This window comes from Methylobacterium radiodurans (assembly GCF_003173735.1).
GTDB classification, from domain to species: domain Bacteria; phylum Pseudomonadota; class Alphaproteobacteria; order Rhizobiales; family Beijerinckiaceae; genus Methylobacterium; species Methylobacterium radiodurans.
The window spans coordinates 2,428,411-2,446,709 of the sequence record NZ_CP029551.1 but is presented as its reverse complement, the minus strand read 5'-3'; the positions used below and the strand labels follow the sequence as shown (position 1 = coordinate 2,446,709).

11 protein-coding genes, 1 tRNA gene and 4 pseudogenes are annotated in these 18,299 nt (G+C 70.7%); 10 read left to right on the top strand and 6 right to left on the bottom strand.

Going from position 1 to position 18,299, the window contains the following annotated elements; all coding sequences use genetic code 11:
• Positions 1-98 precede the first annotated feature (98 nt).
• Positions 99-881 carry an EAL domain-containing protein gene (locus DK427_RS11275; protein WP_109951332.1) on the top strand — a complete coding sequence of 261 codons (783 nt, stop codon included), beginning with the start codon at positions 99-101 and terminating at the stop codon, positions 879-881.
• A 27-nt stretch (positions 882-908) separates the two neighbouring features.
• Here the strand turns inward: DK427_RS11275 and DK427_RS11270 are convergent, their stop codons facing one another.
• The 4 genes from DK427_RS11270 to DK427_RS11255 all read right to left on the bottom strand — a co-directional run bounded on the left by DK427_RS11270 (position 909) and on the right by DK427_RS11255 (position 6,224).
• Complete coding sequence (locus DK427_RS11270; RefSeq protein WP_109951331.1) at positions 909-1,421, bottom strand: DUF2059 domain-containing protein; 513 nt, start codon at positions 1,419-1,421, stop codon at positions 909-911.
• A gap of 122 nt (positions 1,422-1,543) precedes the next feature.
• Positions 1,544-2,752 (bottom strand): acetyl-CoA C-acetyltransferase, encoded by a 1,209-nt coding sequence (locus DK427_RS11265; protein WP_109951330.1) that lies wholly within the window; start codon positions 2,750-2,752, stop codon positions 1,544-1,546.
• Between the two features lie 46 nt (positions 2,753-2,798).
• Complete coding sequence (locus DK427_RS11260; protein ID WP_109951329.1) at positions 2,799-4,577, bottom strand: acyl-CoA dehydrogenase C-terminal domain-containing protein; 1,779 nt, start codon at positions 4,575-4,577, stop codon at positions 2,799-2,801.
• A gap of 138 nt (positions 4,578-4,715) precedes the next feature.
• The gene (locus DK427_RS11255) at positions 4,716-6,224 is read right to left on the bottom strand and encodes an alginate O-acetyltransferase AlgX-related protein (RefSeq protein ID WP_109951328.1); all 1,509 of its coding nucleotides are present in this window, start codon (positions 6,222-6,224) and stop codon (positions 4,716-4,718) included.
• Positions 6,225-6,406: 182 nt separating this feature from the next.
• Here DK427_RS11255 and DK427_RS11250 point away from each other — a divergent pair, with 182 nt between their 5' ends.
• The 4 genes from DK427_RS11250 to DK427_RS11235 all read left to right on the top strand — a co-directional run bounded on the left by DK427_RS11250 (position 6,407) and on the right by DK427_RS11235 (position 12,624).
• The gene (locus tag DK427_RS11250) at positions 6,407-9,826 is read left to right on the top strand and encodes an SEL1-like repeat protein (protein ID WP_109951327.1); all 3,420 of its coding nucleotides are present in this window, start codon (positions 6,407-6,409) and stop codon (positions 9,824-9,826) included.
• A gap of 163 nt (positions 9,827-9,989) precedes the next feature.
• Positions 9,990-10,427, top strand: a complete 438-nt coding sequence (locus tag DK427_RS11245) for a DUF3429 domain-containing protein (RefSeq protein WP_109951326.1) — start codon at positions 9,990-9,992, stop codon at positions 10,425-10,427.
• A 109-nt stretch (positions 10,428-10,536) separates the two neighbouring features.
• The gene (gene htpG, locus DK427_RS11240) at positions 10,537-12,363 is read left to right on the top strand and encodes a molecular chaperone HtpG (protein WP_109951325.1); all 1,827 of its coding nucleotides are present in this window, start codon (positions 10,537-10,539) and stop codon (positions 12,361-12,363) included.
• Positions 12,364-12,534: 171 nt separating this feature from the next.
• A tRNA-Ser gene (locus DK427_RS11235) sits at positions 12,535-12,624 on the top strand.
• 74 nt (positions 12,625-12,698) lie between these two features.
• On the opposite strand, the pseudogene DK427_RS11230 reads toward DK427_RS11235, so the two are convergent.
• Positions 12,699-13,847, bottom strand: a pseudogene (locus DK427_RS11230) (IS3 family transposase).
• Between the two features lie 438 nt (positions 13,848-14,285).
• Between DK427_RS11230 and DK427_RS11225 the strand changes: the two are divergent.
• The 3 genes from DK427_RS11225 to DK427_RS11215 are packed head-to-tail and all read left to right on the top strand — an operon-like array spanning position 14,286 to position 16,572.
• Positions 14,286-15,434, top strand: a complete 1,149-nt coding sequence (locus tag DK427_RS11225) for an acyl-CoA dehydrogenase family protein (RefSeq protein WP_109951324.1) — start codon at positions 14,286-14,288, stop codon at positions 15,432-15,434.
• Positions 15,431-16,042, top strand: coding sequence for a class I SAM-dependent DNA methyltransferase (locus DK427_RS11220; RefSeq protein WP_109951323.1), 612 nt, complete (start codon positions 15,431-15,433; stop codon positions 16,040-16,042). The genes DK427_RS11225 and DK427_RS11220 overlap by 4 nt, the downstream gene beginning before the upstream one ends.
• Positions 16,039-16,572 (top strand): cytochrome b, encoded by a 534-nt coding sequence (locus tag DK427_RS11215; protein WP_109951322.1) that lies wholly within the window; start codon positions 16,039-16,041, stop codon positions 16,570-16,572. The genes DK427_RS11220 and DK427_RS11215 overlap by 4 nt, the downstream gene beginning before the upstream one ends.
• A 286-nt stretch (positions 16,573-16,858) precedes the next feature.
• Here the strand turns inward: DK427_RS11215 and DK427_RS11210 are convergent.
• Positions 16,859-17,773: pseudogene (locus DK427_RS11210) on the bottom strand (transposase); the annotation flags it as partial.
• Between DK427_RS11210 and DK427_RS11205 the strand changes: the two are divergent.
• Together DK427_RS11205 and DK427_RS11200 are read left to right on the top strand one after the other, a co-directional pair.
• A pseudogene (locus DK427_RS11205) lies at positions 17,756-17,940 on the top strand (transposase); the annotation flags it as partial. The pseudogenes DK427_RS11210 and DK427_RS11205 overlap by 18 nt on opposite strands.
• A pseudogene (locus DK427_RS11200) lies at positions 17,926-18,289 on the top strand (transposase); the annotation flags it as partial. The pseudogenes DK427_RS11205 and DK427_RS11200, both read left to right, overlap by 15 nt.
• Between the last annotated feature and the right edge of the window lie 10 nt (positions 18,290-18,299).

The following is an 18,299-nucleotide window of genomic DNA, read 5'->3' as shown; positions in this document are numbered from 1 at the left end:
CTCACGTCCTCGCGTCTATGGGAGGGGCGGGTCTTAAGGCTTCGGTGAGGTTGCGCGGTCATGGTCTCGCCCGGGGGCACGACAGAAGTACAGGTGCTATGAAGACTGCCCATGCCTGCCGTGCCTGCCGGGACGGCGCGGAGCTCGACTTCGCCTTCACCATGGCGTTCCAGCCGATCGTCGACTTCCGGACCAGCACGATCTGGGGCTACGAGGCGCTGGTGCGCGGACCCGAGGGCCAGGGCGCCGGCACCATCCTCGACCGCGTGACCGACGAGACCCGCTACCGCTTCGACCAGGCGGCGCGGGTGAAGGCGATCGAACTCGCCGGCCGCCTGTTTCCGCCGGGCGGCAGCGAACGCCTGTCCATCAACTTCATGCCGAACGCGGTCTACGAGCCGAACGCCTGCATCCGCGCCTCGCTGGAGGCGGCCCGGCGCGTCGGCTTCGCGCACGAGCGCATCATGTTCGAGTTCACCGAGAACGAGCGGTTCCGCGACACCGCGCACGTGAAGAACATCGTGGCCGCCTATCGCCGCCAGGGCTTCCTCACCGCGCTCGACGATTTCGGTGCGGGCTTCGCGGGCCTCTCCCTGCTCGCGAACTTCCGGACCGACCTGATCAAGATCGACATGGATCTCCTGCGCGGCATCGACGCGGATGAGGGCAGGCAGGCCATCGTCGCGGGCCTGATCGCGATCGCGCGGTCGCTCGGCGTCACCGTGCTGGCCGAGGGTATCGAGACCGCGGCGGAGTGCGAGACCCTGCGCGGGCTCGGCGTCGACCTGTTCCAGGGCTATCATTTCGCCAAGCCCCTCCTCGAGGGCCTGCCGGCGGTGGCGGGCTTCCCCCTCGTCCAGGCCGTCGCCCTGGTCGCCTGAGATCCGCACCCGCCGGCTCCCCACGGTCTACTTGGCCGGCGCGGGGGCCGGCGCCGGCGCGGGCGCCGCGGCGGGCGGGCTTCCGGGCTGCGGGCCCTCGCCGCCGGCGGAGGCCACCGCCAGCATGTTGAGGAGCTTGGTCACCGAGCCCTGCGAGATCGCCGTCACGCTGGAGGACGGGTCGGCGTTCATGCCCTGGAACTTCTGGTAGGTCTTGTCGTCGTAGATCTCGTTGAGGTGCTTCAGCTCGGCGAGGCTGAACTTGCCGGCGTATTCCTTCGAGAGGCCCTCGACCATCACCTCGCGCTGGCGGTCGAACTCGGCGTTGAGCTCCTTGCGCACCGCGTCGGCCTTCTGGTCGGGCATCGTCGCCACGGTCTTCTCCAGGGCCGCGCCGAAGCCGGTCTGCAGGTTCTTGATCAGGGTCTTCGAGACGAGGGTCTTGGCCTCCGCGACCTTGTCGGCGGCCTCGTCGGCGTGGGAGCCGAGCGGCAGCGCGAGGGCGGTCGTCAGGCAGAGGGTGGCGATGAGGCGCGTCATCTGAAGCGTTTCTCCCATGAGGCTTCGGTTCCGCCTCGCGGCGGTCGGGTCGGCCTCTAGCAGCGTTTGGCACGCGAGGGGAGCGGCCGGCCCGGCCGCTCCCGCGAACGTCAGCCCGCGCGTCAGACCCGCTCGATGATGGTGGCGGTGCCCATTCCGGCGCCGATGCAGAGCGTGACCAGCGCCCGCTCCTTGCCGGTGCGCTCCAGCTCGTCCAGCACCGTGCCCAGGATCATCGCGCCGGTGGCGCCGAGCGGGTGGCCAAGCGCGATGGCGCCGCCGTTGACGTTGACCTTGGCCGGGTCGAGGTCGAAGGCCTGCTGGAAGCGCAGCACCACCGAGGCGAAGGCCTCGTTGATCTCGAACAGGTCGATGTCCTCCAGGCCCATGCCGGCCTTGGCCAGCACCTTGCGGGTCACGTCCACGGGGCCGGTCAGCATCAGGGCGGGGTCGGAGCCGATATTGGCGAAGGCCCGGATGCGCGCGCGGGGGCGCAGGCCCGCCGCGTCGCCGGCCTCGCGCGAGCCGATCAGCACGGCCGCGGCGCCGTCCACGATGCCCGACGAGTTGCCCGCGTGGTGGACATGGTCCACCGCCTCGACGTCCGGATGGGCATCGGTCGCCACCGCGTCGAAGCCGCCCATCTGGCCCATCTGCACGAAGGATGCCTTGAGCGACGCCAGCGACTGCATGTCGGTGCCCGGCCGCATGTGCTCGTCGCGGTCCAGCAGCGTGATGCCGTTGACGTCGCGCACCGGCACAACGGAGTTGCGGAACAGCCCCTCCTCCCAGGACTTGGCCGAGCGCTTCTGCGACTCGACCGCGTAGGCGTCGCAATCGGTGCGGGTGAAGCCGTACTTCGTGGCAATGAGGTCGGCCGAGACGCCCTGGGGCATGAAGTAGGACTTCACGGCGATCGCCGGATCGACCGGCCAGGCGCCGCCGGAGGCGCCGAGCCCGACGCGGCTCATCGACTCGACGCCGCCGCCGACCGTCATGTCGTGCTGGCCGGCCATCACCTGGGCGGCGGCGAAGTTCACTGCGTCGAGGCCCGAGGCGCAGAAGCGGTTGATCTGCACGCCCGGCACGTGGGTGCCGTAATCGGCCACCAAGGCGGCCGCGCGCGCGATGTCGCCGCCGGCCTCGCCGACCGGATCGACGCAGCCCAGCACCACGTCGTCGACGCGGCGCGTGTCGAGGTCGTTGCGCTCCTTCAGCGCGCGGAGCGCCGTCTCGGCGAGGCGGAGCGCCGTCACCTCGTGCAGCGCGCCGTCCGGCTTGCCGCGCCCGCGGGGCGTACGGACGTGGTCGAAGATGTAGGCCTCGGGCATCTCAGCGCTTCCTCGTGTCTCGTTGCCGCGGCTCTCGCGGAGCGGATCAGAACGCCTCGGCGGCCAGCGCCATCGTCGTGTCGGACCCGGCCTTGATCCGCGCGAAGCGCAGGGACGTCTCGGGCAGCATCCGCTCCATGAAGAAGCGGCCGGTGACGAGCTTGGCCTCCATGCGGGCATCCCCCGGCTTCGCGGCGGCCGCCTTGGCGATCTTCGCCCACATGTAGCCCATCGCCACGAGGCCGAGGAGGTGCATGTAGTCGGTCGCGCCCGCGCCGGCATTGTCGGGCTTGGCCATCGCGTTCTGCATGAACCACATGGTGGCGCCCTGAAGGTCGTTGAGCGCCGCCTGAAGCGGCGTGCAGAAGGGCTTCAGCGCCTCCGTCTCGTTGTTGTCCTTGATGAAGGTCTGGACCTCGCCGAGGAAGGTCATCATCGCCCGGCCGCCGTCGCGCGGCAGCTTGCGGCCGATCAGGTCCATGGCCTGGATGCCGTTGGCGCCCTCGTAGATCATGGCGATGCGGGCGTCGCGCACGAACTGCGACATGCCCCACTCCTCGACGTAGCCGTGCCCGCCGAACATCTGCTGCGCCTCGACCGCGTTGGCGAAGCCCCGGTCGGTCAGCACGCCCTTCACCACCGGGGTCATCAGGCCCATGTGGTCGTCCGCCGCCTGGCGCTGCTTGGCGTCCTCGGAGCGGTGGACAATGTCGGATTGCAGCGCGGTCCAGAGCACGAGCGCCCGGGCGGCCTCGTTGAAGGCGCGGATGCCCATCAGCGTCCGGCGCACGTCGGGGTGGACGATGATCGGGTCGGCAGCCTTCTCGGGCACCTTGGCGCCGGTGAGCGCGCGGCCCTGCACCCGGTCCTTCGCGTAGGCCACAGCGTTCTGGTAGGCGACCTCGGACTGGCCGAGCCCCTGCACGCCGACCGCGAGGCGAGCCTCGTTCATCATCACGAACATCGCGTTGAGACCGCGATTGGCCTCGCCGACGAGCCAGCCCTTGGCCCCGTCGTAGTTCATCACGCAGGTGGCGTTCCCGTGGATGCCCATCTTGTGCTCGAGCGAGCCGCAGGCGACGCCGTTGCGCTCGCCGAGGCTGCCGTCCTGGTTCACCAGGAACTTCGGCACCACGAACAGCGAGATGCCCTTCGTGCCGGCGGGCGCGCCCTCGATCCGGGCGATGACGAGGTGGACGATGTTCTCGGACAGGTCGTGCTCGCCCGCCGAGATGAAGATCTTGGTGCCGGTGAGGCTGTAGGAGCCGTCGCCGTTCGGCACCGCCTTTGTCTTGAGGAGGCCCAGATCCGTGCCGCAATGCGGCTCGGTGAGGTTCATGGTGCCAGTCCAAGTGCCCGCCACCATGTTGGGGATGTAGGTCTGCTTCTGCTCCTCGGTGCCGTGCACGAGGAGCGCGGCGATCGCCCCCTGCGTCAGGCCCGGATACATGCCGAGCGCGAGATTCGCGCCCGAGACGAATTCCTGCATCGCGGTGTTGAGCGTGTGGGGCAGGCCCTGGCCGCCATACGCCTCCGGCACCGAGAGACCCATCCAGCCGCCCTGCGCGTAGGCGTCGTAGGCGGCCTTGAAGCCCTTCGGCGTCGTCACCGACCCGTCCGGGTTGCGGGTGCAGCCCTCCAGGTCGCCCGCCCGGTTGACCGGCGCGAACACCGTGTCGGCGAGCTTTCCGCCCTCGCCCAGCACCGCCTCGACCACGTCCGGCGAGGCTTCGGAAAAGCCCGCGAGATTCGCGTGGTTCTGGAAGCCGAGCACGTCGTTGAGGAGGAACAGGGTGTCCTCGACCGGGGCGCGATAGCTCGGCATGTGCTCTCCTCCGATGGGCTTCTTGGGCGGCTTGGACGATCCGCAGGACCGTACCGCTCGATAGTTCATATCTAAACTATCTCACTGCCGAGCCGCAAGGGGCGGCAGCTCACAACCAGCAGGATCCTGTCACCAGCATCAAGAATCTGGAACGTCGACCAGGAAGCGCTCGACGGTCTGGCAGACCACGATGTCGGGCCTCAGACGCTGCACCAGCCCGTCAGGCAGGCGCGCCTTCCAGGCAAAATGGTAGGTTCGGAACCAGCGGGCGAACCACCAGGATAGGCGGGCCTGGTATTCGTCGGCGGGGCCGCAATAGGAGTTGCCCAGCACGAGAACGCTGGCGTCGATCGGCGCCACGGGGTTCCGCCAGGACTGTGCGAAGCCGACATGCCCGCCAGGTGCAGTCCGCTGGAAGGTCAGCTCCGCGTGGCCGAAGACCTCGTCATAGGGGCGAGGGTCGAGCTCCCGGCGCAGGTCGAGGAACGGCACGCCGAAGAAGCGTGACGCCAGATCGCCCGTGCCGGCCCGCAGGATGTCGTAGACCGGCTCCGGCCCGGCCGGCAGGCCGAGATGCGCCAGCACGGCCCGGAAGACCGCGCAGGTCCCGTAGGACGAGAGATGCGAGTCGGTCCGCAGCACCGTGGCGCCGGGATCGGGCACGGCGGCGAGCGCGTGGCGGGCCGAGACGTAGCAGGCGGCCGGACGGGTTGATCGCGCCAGACCCGCCTCGATCCCTCGCAGGATCGCGCCGGGCGTGCGGATCGGCAGCGGGAACAGCTCCGGCGCCAGCGTCATCGTCTCGGGAAGGATCAGCTGCACGTAGCGCGCGCCCGCCGCCTCCAGACGGTCGCGCCGCCGCTCCATCAGGGCGAGCCAGTCCTCGGCCAGCACCACGGGGCGCGGGTCATCGTCGGCGCGGATATACTCCTCCAGCGCGCGGTTTCGGCCGCCGACGATGAAGAGTTGGCCGTCGTGCCCAAGCATGGCGACCCCGTCAGCCGAGCGCAGGCCAACGGGCACGCGAAGCGGCGTCAGCGCGCGTGCCGGGTCGCGCACCGGCTCCATCATGGCGCACTGGAAGGCGCTTCGGGCTCCGCGCAGCGTACCCGCTGCTGCCAAACCCGAATGGTCGGCTGCAGCCTCGCCCAGCAGGACGCGCAGCCGCTCCCGCGTGGCCGCCTGCGCCTCGTCGGAGAGCGTCCCCAGGTGGTCGAGATAGTCGATCGCCGCCCGCGCCCGAACTGCCTCGGCGAGGTCCTCGGTCAGCGGGATGCGCGCGACCGGGCGCCCGTCGCGCAGGAGGTGGACGGTCAGCGCGCCCGAGGCGAGGTCACGCATCACGTGGCCGCCTGCCACATGGACGGCGAAGCGCGGGCGCTCCCCCTCCGCGGGCTCGATCGCGACGGTGAGCCCGACCCGCTCGTTCTCCCGGTAGACGCCGACCACCGGCGTTGCGCCGTCGGCCCAGACATCGCCTCGGACCCAGCCCGTCAGGTCGTCGCCCGCCCAGGCCCCCTCGACGGCACCGATCCCATCCAGCCGGATGCCACGCCGGAGCCAGGCCCGGTACAGCCTTCGCCCCTCCTCCGCGACCGCGATCAGCAGTCTTCGCGGCCGGACGACATGCGGGAGACGGGGCGGCATCTGGAGGATCGTCCGGCGCGAGCGGCGTTTCGTCGTGCGGCGTACAGACCGCGTGAGCTTTAACGGGGTGTTTACCAAGAAAGTTAATGGTCCGTGCCTGAAGAACCGCATGCACCACCGGTCCACGCCCGAGGCACGGATCCGGCGGACCAGCTGCCGCACGCCGTCCGAGGCAGGCCAGGATGACACGAACCGCGAAGCCGAACTTCGACAGCTTCGATCCCGACGTGCTCGAAGCGGCCCGCGATGTCGCGCGCCGGGCCGGCATCCCGCTGGAGGAGTGGATCGCTCAGAACGTGCCGCAGGCCGGCCAGCGCCGCAGGCGTCCGGGCGAGATGCCGCGACAGGCGGAGCGGCCGGTCGGGGAGAGCGGCCGTGCGCGTGCGGGTCGCGCGCCGCAACGCCCTGCCGACCAGCACCGGCTGTCCATGCCGGAATCCACAGACGACGATGCCCTCGCCGCGGTTCTTGCCCGCCTCGACGGACTGAACCGGGATCTCGCGGACGAGCGGCGCGCTGCCGAGACGGCGACGAGCCGCCACTTGGAGGAGATCGAGTCCCGCTTGGCCCGCGCGCTCGATGCCGGCGCCGCCCCGGTCGAGAAGGTGACCGAGCGCCTCGTCGATATCGAGCGCCGCATGTCCGAGCTCGGCGACAAGGTCGCGGCCGCGCGCCCTTATCCGCGCCGCGGTCGTGGACCCGCGGAAATGCGCGAGGCGGTCGAGGAGATCCGCCAGCGCCAGCGCGCATTGGCCGAGGAGCCGGGCCCGGCCCGCCGTCCCGCAGGCGGGACCAGCGTCGTGGCGGGCATGCGCCGCGACCTCGCGAGACGCCTCGATGCCGGCCTGCACGAGGACCTGATGATCGACACCGCCGAGGCGGTCTCCGCACTGCAGCGCGAGAGCCTGCGCCTGCGCGAGTCGATCGGCGTCCTCGCCACCAGCCGCGACGTGGGCGCGCTGGAACAGGCGATGATCTCGCTCGCGACGAATGTCGAGCGGGCCCGGCCCTCAGCGGATCTCGCCGCGATCGCGGAGCCGATCGAGACGATCCGCCAGCAGGTCGAGCGCCTGGCCGGCGAGGTCGCCGACGACGTCCACGGCCGCGTGGCCGCGGAGGTGCAGCGCCTCGCCGCCCGCCTCGACAGCGTCGCGGCCGTGGGCAGCGGCGGCGACGGGCGCGCGCTCGAAACGCTGTTCCAGGAACTCGACGAACTGCGCCGGCTCGTCGGCACGCTGGCCGGTCCGGAGCGGATCCAGAGCCTCGCCCAGGGCATGCAGGCGATCAGCGCCCAACTCTCGGAGCTTCAGGAGGCCGCGAGAGCCGAGGGCGGCGCGACGCTGCGCCCGCTCCTCGAGGAGATCCGCAGCGGCCTCGCCGCGCCCGCACCCGCCGCACTCGTCGAGCAGATGCGAGCGATGGCGGCGAAGCTCGACGACCTGCACGAGCGGGCCGACCGACAGGACCCCGCCGAGCAGCGAGCAATCCTCGGGCGCATCGATGCCCTGGCGGACAAGATGGAGCGGGCGAGCGCTCAGCCGGTCGACGATCTGATCGGTCGCCTCGAAGGCCTGGGCGAGAGCCTGCGCGGGCCCGCGCTGGCGAGCGGCGACGTCGCCTCGATCCACGCCATGCTGAGCAACCTCGCCGAAAAGGTCGACCGCGCGGGCGATCGGGCCGGCTCCGAAGGCCTCGACGCCCTCGAAAAGCAGGTTCTCACGCTCGCCAAGCGCCTCGATTCCCGCAGCGCGGACCCCGCGCTGGCGAGCCTGGAGCGCACCATGGGCGACCTGCTCGCCCAGGTGGCCGCCCTGCGCGAGCAGGCGCCGGATGCCGAGACGATCGAGCGCGCCGCCCGCGAGGCGGTGGCGGCGAGCTTCCCCGACCGCGCGGGTCCGCAGGACCGCAGCGAGATCGGCCTGCTGCGGGCCGGCCTCGCCGACCTCCAGGCACGACAGGCCGCCTCCGACCAGCGCCTCGGCACGATGCTCGACGGAGTCCAGTCGGCCCTCGACCGCCTGATGAGCCGCCTCGACCCGACCGGCGAGCCCGATGCGGCGTCGCGGGCCGGCTCACGCCAGCCGAGCCTGGAGGCGCAGCTGATGGCCTCCACGGCCGCCGAGATCGCTCGCCCCCGCGGCGAGACCGAGCGCCGCCGCCGCCCGGAGATGCCCCGGGCCGGCACCGCGCCTCAGATCGGGGATGAGCTGCTGGAGCCGGGCGCGGCCCGGCCGCACCGCGAGCCGCGTGGCCCAGTCCGGCCGAAGGCCGACAAGGCCGATCCGGATGTTGATCTGACGGACGCGCCGGGGCGTGGCCTGCGCGACGAGGCCGCAGGCGACATCAAGACGAACTTCATCGCTGCCGCCCGCCGCGCCGCTCAGGCGGCGCAGGCGGAGCTGGCCAACGAGGCGGCGAGCGAGCGGCGCGACCTGCGCCTAGGCGCCCGCCTGGAGAAGGTCGCGGCGCCGGCCGGCGGCCGGCTCGCACGGCTGCGCGCCGAGATCGACCGACGCCGCCGCCCGATCCTCCTCGGCCTCGCGGCGATCGTCCTGGCGCTGGGGGCTCTGCAGGCGATCAGCACGCATGTGGCCGAGCCCGACCCCTCCACGCCGATGACCGCGCGCGTGGCCGCAGCCAAGCCGGAGAGTGCCAAGCCTGATGCCGCCGGGCCCGCGGCCGAGGCGATGAAGGCCGATGCCGCCAAAACCGACGCCTCGAAGGCGGACGGCACCAAGTCCGAGAGGTCGGCCGAGGCACCGAGGGCGGCGCTCGCCGACCCGCAGACCACCCAGTCGATCGCGGCCGAGCCTGCTCCCCCCGCTCAGGCCCGCGCCCGCACCGGGCCGCCCCGGATCTCCGGTGCGGCAAGCCTCTCGGGCGATCTGGCCGGCCTGCCGGCCAGCCTTGCCAAGACGCGGCAGGCGGCACTCGACGGTGACGGCGTAGCGGCCTGGGAACTTGCCATGCGCGCCGCGGACGGGCGCGGCACGAGCCGCGACCTCGCACTCGCCGCCAAGCTCTTCGAGAAGCTGGCTTCGGCCGGCTACGCCCCGGCCCAGTACAAGCTCGGCGGCCAGTACGAGAAGGGCTCTGGCGTGGGCCGCGACCTCACCCAGGCGAAGCTCTGGTACGGCCGCGCGGCCGAGCAGGGCCATGCCCGCTCCATGCACAACCTCGCGGTGATCTACGCCGAGAGCGCGGGCGCCAACGGCAAGCCGGACTACGCCTCCGCGGCCTCCTGGTTCAGGCAGGGCGCCGAGTGCGGGCTGCGCGACAGCCAGTACAATCTCGGCGTGCTCTACGCCCGCGGTCTCGGTCTCGGCCAGGACCTCGTGCAATCCTACGTCTGGTTCTCGGCCGCCGCCGCGCAGGGAGACGACGATGCCGGCCGTAAGCGCGACGACGTGGCCAACAAGCTCGGGCCGGCCGACCTCGCCACCGCCAAGGCGCTGGCAGCGAACGTCAAGCCGCGCAGGCTCGACCCGGCGGTGAACGAGCCGCCCGCAATGCAGGAGGGCGGCAGCGCGATGACGCTGCTCGGCGCTCCGGCACCGATGGCGAGTTCCCTCGCTCCACCGGCGCGGGGCCGCGGAGTCTGAGGCGATCCCCGTCCGCCCGGAACCGAGGCCACACCCTTTTCGGCGGGGCGGCTCGCCGCATGCCGGGAACCGTGCCGGGCGGGACCCGTATAACGCTCGATCGCGCGTGTCCCGCGCGATCCCGCCGCGGGATCGCGTGCGGAGACGACAGCGCGGAGGCTGAATGGCGCGCCTGAAACCGGCCCCGATCGGAGCCGTCGTGCTCGGCGTGGCGGGGCTGATCCCGTTCCTCGGCTTCGCCGCGCTGGCGGTCGCGGGCAACGACGGCGGGCTCGGCACGCTGGGCTTGAGCCCGCGCACGATCCTGTCGGCCTACGGCGCGGTCATCGCCTCCTTTCTCGGCGGGATCCGCTGGGGTGCGGCCGCCGCGCGGGACGCCGGCAGCGGCGACTACCTGCTGGCGATCGTGCCCTCGCTGATCGCCTGGGCGGCGCTCGCCGCGCCCGCGCCCTGGGACCTGCGCATCCTCGGCGTCCTCGTGCTGGCCTGGGGACTGATCGATCAGGACCTGCCCCGGCGCGGCCTCGTCCCCCGCTGGCTCGGCCGCCTGCGCCTCGTCCTCTCCGGCGTCGCGGGCGCCGCGCTCCTCGTCGCCGCCTGACCGGACCTCGTCTCCGGCGGCCCGCCCGTTGATTTCGCGGGCCCGCGACAGCATATCGCCCCCGCGTTTTTCGGGCCCCGTCCGGCCCGACGTCACGGGAGGCGATGCGGTGAGCGACTCGGTGGAGCGACACGAATTCGGTGCCGAGGTCGGGCGCCTTCTCGACCTCGTGGTGCACGCTCTCTATTCCGACCGCGAGATCTTCCTGCGCGAGTTGGTTGCCAACGCCGCCGACGCGATGGACCGGCGCCGCTTTGAGGCGTTGACCGTGCCGGCCAGCGCCCTGGCGCCGGACGCCAAGGTGCGCATCGCGCCCGACAAGGCGGCGCGCACGCTCACCGTGTCGGATGCCGGCATCGGCATGACCAAGGAGGATCTGGCGCAGAACCTCGGCACCATCGCGCGCTCGGGCACCCGGGCCTTCGCGCAAGGCCTGGAGGGCGCCAAGGCCGAGGAGCGCCCGAGCCTGATCGGCCAGTTCGGTGTTGGCTTCTACGCCGCCTTCATGGTGGCCGACCGGGTCACCGTCACCTCCCGCCGCGCGGGCGCCGAGGAGGCCTGGACCTGGGCCTCGGACGGCCAGGGCAGCTACACGCTGGAGCCCGCGGCGAGGTCCGAGCCCGGCACCGACATCGTGCTCCACCTGAAGGCGGACGCAGACGAGTACCTGGAGCCCTACCGGCTCGACCATCTCGTGCGCAAATGGGCCGACTTCATCACCGTGCCGATCGCGATCGTGCAGGAGGGCCGCGAGGAGGCCGCCAACCAGGGCACCGCGCTCTGGCGCAAGCCGAAGAGCGAGGTCACGCCGGAGCAGTACGAGGAGTTCTACCGCTCGGTCGGCATGAACTTCGACAAGCCGTGGGCGACGCTGCACTGGCGGGCCGAGGGCCAGCTCGACTTCTCGGCGCTCCTTTTCGTGCCCGGCATGAAGCCGTTCCAGGCGCTGGAGAACGAGCGGCAGAGCAAGGTGCGTCTGCACGTGCGCCGGATGTTCATCACCGACGAGGCCGAGTTGCTGCCGCCCTGGCTGCGCTTCGTCCAGGGCGTCGTCGACACCGAGGACCTGCCCCTCAACGTCTCGCGCGAGATGCTGCAATCGACGCCGGCGCTGGCACGGATCCGGCGCGCCGTCACCGGCCGCGTCCTCTCCGAGCTGGCGAGCCGCGCCAAGGACGCGGAGGACTACCGGGCGTTCTGGGAGAATTTCGGTCCGGTCCTGAAGGAGGGCATCTACGAGGACCACGAGCGCCGCGACGAGATCGCCCCGCTGCTGCGCTTCCGCTCCTCCGCCGTCGAGGGCTGGACCAGCCTGCCTGACTACGTCGCCCGCATGAGGGACGGGCAGGAGGCGATCTACTACCTCGTCGCCGACGATTCCGGGGCGCTGGCATCCTCCCCGCAGCTCGAGGGCTTCCGGGCCCGTGGCCTCGAGGTGCTGCTCCTGTCCGATCACGTCGACGCCTTCTGGCCCGACGCGCTCGCGCGCTTCGCGGACAAGCCGCTGCGTTCGGTCACCCAGGGCAGCCTCGATCTCTCGAAGTTCCCCGCGGAGACCGCGCCCGCGGATCTCCCGGCCGGCATCGACGCGCTCGTCGCGGCCTTCAAGACGGCCCTCGGCGACGACGTCTCGGACGTGCGCACCACAGACCGGCTCGTCGAGAGCGCGGTGGTGCTGTCGGCCGGCACGGGCCCGGATCTGCAGATGCAGCGCCTTCTGCGGCGTGCCGGCCGCGGCGGCGGCCAGGCCGTGCTGGAGATCAACCCGCGCCACCCGCTGATCCGCGCGCTGGCCGAGGGACCGGCCGAGGCGGTTCAGGCGGCGGCAGGCACGCTCCTCGACCTCGCCCGCATCCAGGACGGCGACGTCCCGCGCGACCCGGTCGCCTTCGCCCGCACGGTCACGGCGGCCCTCGCGGCGGACCGCCGCGCCTGACCTCCCATCCAGGCCGGCCTCGCCGCGTCGCCGGCCGGGCCTTGTCTGCGCTGAAGCGAAGACGCGCGGGACCGTCTTGCCACGCCCTCACCGCTTCGCTATAGCCCCTCCATCGGCCGTCCGGCCAAAGCGCGTCATCGCGCCGATCCTTGAGGTCGCCGGGCCGTCGATGGAGAGGTGGCAGAGCGGTTGAATGCACCGCACTCGAAATGCGGCATGGGTGCAAGCCCATCGGGGGTTCGAATCCCCCCCTCTCCGCCAAGTCGCCTTCAAACCCCTGCGATAACGGTATCTTTTTGACCTGACCGGTATTTTGGACCGAGCCGCGTGAGAGGCTACTGCATGGCCGCTGCCATGGGTAGGCGGAAGGCCGGATCGGGGAAGCTCACGGGCGCGGGTGGTCGGTAGCCCAAGGACGCGTGTGGCCGGACGCGGTTGTAGGTGTTCTGCCAGAGACTGATCACGATCTGCGCTTGTCTCAGTGAGTAGACGATCTCTTGGCGCAGGCACTCGGCGCGCAGCTTGCCGTTGAAGCTCTCACAGTACCCGTTCTCCCACGGTGAGCCCGGGGCGATGTACTGGATCTGCGAGCCTGTCTTGGCGGCCCGCTTGCGCAGCGTCTTCGCGATCATCTCAGGGCCATTGTCGCAGCGGATGTGCTCGGGGATGCCGTGCAGGCACATGGCGTCGGCCAGTGCCTCGGTCACACCGAGGCTGTTGATGCGCCGCGCCACCTTCAGCGCGAGGCAAGCCCGGCTGTGCTCGTCGATCAGCGTCAGGATGTGCAGGCTTCGCCCGTCGTGAGTCTGCCCCTGCACGAAGTCGAAGCTCCAGACCTGGTTGCGGTGGAGCGGACGCAGCCGCACGCAGGAACCGTCGTTCAGCCAGAGGCGGCTGCGCGGGCGGTGCTTCTGCGGGACCTTGAGCCCCTCGCGACGCTTGGATCGCGCTGGACCCGATCCTTGCCCACCTGCCAGCCGCCTGCCTGCAGCAGCGCGGTGACGCGGCGGTAGTTATAGCGCCCATACTCGGACGCCAGAGCAATGACGGCGCGGGTCAGTTCATCCTCGTCGGCCAGCACGGTCGGCACGTAGCGCTGCGTGCCCCGGTGCTGGCCGACGATCCAGCAGGCGTGACGTTCCAAGAGGCCGTACTTCTCCCGAATGCCGGCCACCGCCTGCCGGCGTCGCTCGGGGGCGAACCAAGGTTCCCGAGGCGACGTCCGCCAGCACCTGCTTCTCCAGGGATAGATCGGCCACGAGGCGGCGCAACCGAGCGTTCTCGCGCTCCAGATCCCTTCATCTTCCTGGCCTGATCGAACTGGAGGCCGCCGTACTCCTTGCGCCAGCGGTCATAGCTTTGCTCAGAGATCTCCGCCTCCTGAGCTGAGCCAGCGCCAAACTCTTGCCCTGGGCGGTCTGCACCTCGATCTGGCGCAGCGTCAGCACGACCTGCTCCGCGCGCGTCTTCTGTCCTCGTCGCATGTCCGACGCCTTCGGTCCCAGCTGATCCTCTCAATCAGCCAGGTCCAACATCAGCCGGTCAGGTTAAGAGCAGGCGCGTCCGTGCGGCACGGCGCGCGCGAACTTGGTCTCGCCTGCTGCGCCAAGGTGGCGCAGGCACATCTTGGCACAGAACCAGCCGCCCAACCCCTGGTTGGTGCCGAGCTTATTAGCTCTATCATATGTTTATGACTCGGACGCGCGGAGCGCCCGGTGCCCCGTACCATGCCCATGCCGCCTCCGGCCAAGGCCGTCTCCTCTGCCTGAGCGGCGGCCGGTCCGGTTGCTGATGAGATCACGCGTCGCGTTTGCGCCTGCGGCGGCCCAGCCGGACATCCCGGAGGAGCGGTCGCAATCAGTCCCCACCGGCCGGAGAACCGGGATGATCGCGGCAACAGCAGTGTAAGGAAAGGAAGGCGCTTGGATCAGAGGGCCCCGCTCAACATCGCCTACGACGCCGTCGCGGCCGCACGGGAGGCCTGCGCGCTCGCGACCGGTCGCGCCAGCGCGCAGGATCGTGACGACGGCTTCCCGCTTGAGGACGTCGGCGATCTTGCTCGCCTTGGCTTGCTTGCCGCGCCGATCTCCGCCTCGGAGGGTGGCGCGGGCCTCGGCGAGGAAGCGGGCGCCGGCAAGCTCATGGAGGTGCTGCGTCTTGTCGGGTACGGCAGCCTCGCCCTCGGGCGGCTCTACGAGGGCCACGTCAACGCACTTCAGCTGATCGCCCGCTACGGCGAGGTCGGGCAACGCGCACGCCTCTTCGCCGACGCCCGGGCCGGTCATCTCTTCGGGGTCTGGAACACTGAGTCGCCCGAGGGGGGGCTGACCCTCAGCGTTCGGCCCGGCGGCCTTCACCTCGCCGGCGCGAAGACCTTCGCCTCGGGCGCCGGCCACGTCACGCGCGCGCTCGTCACCGGCCGCCATCCGGAGGCAGGTGCAACTCTGATGCTGGTGGTGCCGCTGGAGCCCGGTACCCGCGCCGATCTCTCCGCCTGGCGGGCGCACGGCATGCGCGCCTCGGCCACCGGCACCCTCGACTTCGACGGCCTGGTCGTCCCCGAGGACGCCGTCCTGGGAAGTCCTGACGACTACCACCGCCAGCCGGACTTCTCCGGCGGTGCGTGGCGCTTCACCGCGGTGCAGCTTGGCGGCATTGAGGCGGTGTTCGATGCCTGGCGCGCCCATCTCGTGCGGCATGGGCGCGGCAGCGACCTCCATCAGCTCGCGCGGCTCGGCGAGGGTGCGATCGCGGTCGAGACCGCACGGCTCTGGGTGGAAGGCGCCGCGAAGGCCATGTCCGCGTCAACCCTGCCGCCGGGGCGCGTCGTCGCCTACGTCAACCTGACCCGGCTCGCCGTCGAGCGGGCAGGCCTCGACGTCCTCCGGCTCGCCCAGCGCTCGGTCGGGCTGCAGGGCTTCCTGCGCGGCCATCCCCTTGAACGCCTCTCGCGCGACCTCGCGACCTACCTGCGCCAGCCCGCGCCGGATGGAGCGCTGACGGGCGCCGCGGACGCGATCATCCGGGCAGGCGGAATGGCCGGTGACCTGTGGATGGGAGGCCGTGCATGACGCGATACACGACCACACTGCCGCCGAGCTACTTCGACGATTGCTACGCGCATGATCCGGACCCCTGGCGGTTCACCACGAGCCCGTACGAGCAGGCAAAGTACGCGGCCACGCTCGATGCCCTGCCTCGGGACCGCTACGCGTCCGCCCTGGAGGTCGGCTGCTCCATCGGTGTCCTGACGCGGATGCTGGCCGAGCGCTGCGATGCCCTTGTCGGCCTCGACTTGGCCGAGCGCGCCCTGGCCCAGGCCCGCGCGCGCTGCGGAAGCCTGTCCCATGTCCGCTTCGAGCATGCGCAGGTGCCCGAGCGATGGCCTGAGGGCTCGTTCGACCTGATCCTGCTGTCCGAGGTCGTTTACTTCCTTGATCGCGAGGACGTGGAGCGCTTGGCCGCGCGGGTGCTCAGCTGCCTGCGGAGCGGCGGCGACGTCGTGCTGGTGCATTGGACAGGCGAGACTCACTACCCGCTGAGCGGCGACGAGGCGGCCGAACGCTTCATCGCGGCCGCACGAACCTTCCTGCGCCGCGTGTGCGGGACCAAGACCGACGCGTACCGGCTCGATATCCTGGCTCGGGTGGAGAGGCAGGCCGCGGTGGATGACCTATGACCGGATGGCTCGACACGCCGCAGCGCTACGGCCGCATCAGCCGCGCGTTCCACTGGCTCATGGCACTGCTCTTCGCCTGGCAGTTCGCTGGGGCGCTGCTCTATGTCGGGATCGGTGACACGGCCCTGACCCGCTTCGTGGGTGGAAGCCACTTCACCCTGGGCTTCACGCTCTTCGTGCTCGTGTGGCTGCGCGGGGCCTGGGGGATGGCGAACCTGAAGCGACGCCCTGCGCATGCGGGCCGCTCCGGTCGGACCGTCAAACTCGGACACGGCCTCATCTACGCCCTGATGATCGCGGTGCCGAGTTTGGCTCTGCTGCGCCAGTACGGATCGGGCAAGCCATTCTCGCCCTACGGCATCCCGCTCATGCCAGGGCGCGAGACCAAGATCGAGTGGATGATGGTTCCCGCCGACCTGTTGCATTACTGGCTGGGCTTCACGCTTCTCGCCGTGGTTCTCGGCCACACGGCCATGGCATTCGTCCATCGGAGGCTGCAGAAGGAGGATGTGCTCGCTCGGATGACATGAGGCGTTCAAGTGGGCGGCGCCCTCAGCAGAGGGCCATTTCAGCCTCAGCGGGCTTGCCTTTGCTTGATCCGCCGGAGGTCAGGGGTTTGGGCCCCTCCCGGTCATCTATGTTCCATCGGCGGTCTCCAGGCAGGCGCTGAACCGCCGCTTTCGAGCGCTGTGCGGTCCGTTGTATCTGCTCGGCTGAATGCCGGTTTCCCACCGAGGCTGTTTGAGAACGCAGCTCATCGAGAGTTTGGAGGCACAGGCGCCGTAGCGCGGCAGCTCGAACTGGTGGGCCTCGGGTCCGGATGGCCGCCATCAGCGGACCGACCCCGACGATCTGGATCATCCGCTTCATGGTGTAGGCCAGAACCTGCAAGCTCATCTCGGTCCTGACCTTCGCCAAGGTTCGGGTCTGGAAGTGGGTGGCGCCCATCCAAGCCTTCAGCGTGCCGAACGGGTGCTCCACGGTCTGGCGACGGATCTTCATCGCATCCGGCATCCGGTCGAGTCGCGCCTGCATCGCATCGAGCACGCCCTCGTGCACCCAGCGCTTGACCCGCCGCGTCTCCGTCGGCGTGCAGCGGGGCTGTAGCGCGCAGCGGAGGCAAGCTGTCAGGTTGCGGTAGTGATCCGTCGCGTCGTCCTCGGTCCGACGATCGGACCGGGCGGCCCCCTTGGTCAGGTGCGGGCCGGCGGGACAGGTGTAGGGGGCCTGTTCGGCGTCGTAGACAAAGTCCTGTCCCGTGAAGAGGCCACGCTTGGCGTGGCCCGAGGTCAGGGTCTTGGGCACACAGGGCAGCACGCCGGTGCCCTCGCAAGTCAGTACCGGCTCCCCGCTGAGGTAGCCCTGGTCGGCCAGCACCGTCAGCGTGGTGCATCCCGTCGCCGCCTGCGCCAAGAGCCCCATCGGCGCGAGTTGCGCCCGGTCGCTGCCGACGTTGGTCAGCGCGTGGGCCACGATCAGGTGATGCTCGGCATCGACCGCGGCCTGGACGGTGTCGCCGACCAGGCCGGTGCCCTTGCCGCGGGTCGCAATGGAGCGCGCGTCCGGATCGGTGAGCAAGACCTGGCCGTCGGGGGCGGCCTCGACCTGCCGACCCATCGCCTGGAGGCCCTGCATCTACTCGCGTAGGCCCGCGATCTTCTCGTTGAGCCGCGTTGTGCGCGCCTCGGCGATGTCGCTCGGCTCGCGGTCAGCCCGATGCCACCCGGACAGGTCGGCTTCGCCGTCCACCCACGCCGCTGGGGGTCGAGCGCTTCTTCGCCTGGATCCGCCGCGACCGCCGCCTCTGGAAGGACCCAGAGACCACTCTCGCCTCGGCACAGGCCTTCCTCTACGCCGCCGCTGTCATAATCCTTGTTCGACGTATCGGACGGGGATCACGACTTATCGGACGGACTCTGAGCGGTCTGCTCGGCCCCGGGGATCGCAAGAGCCTGCAGCCGATGGCCGCCCGTCTCGGGCTGGCTGGCCACGACCTGTCGCAGCACCTCATCGCCTGCTCGGTCCAAGACGACGGCCCGCTCTGGACGGCGTTGGCCGGGCACGGCGGATCAGCTGGCGGGCGGATCCGACGCCTGCCGAATTGGGCGTCGGTGTGCTGGTGGCTGACGCCGGTTATGGCATCAGCGCTGCGTTCCGGCACGGCCTCGATGCGAGCGAACTCGTCTGGGCAGCGGGCATCGCCAAGAACCAAGCGTCTACGATCCCGGTATGAGGCTCGTGCCGCCATCCAGTACGA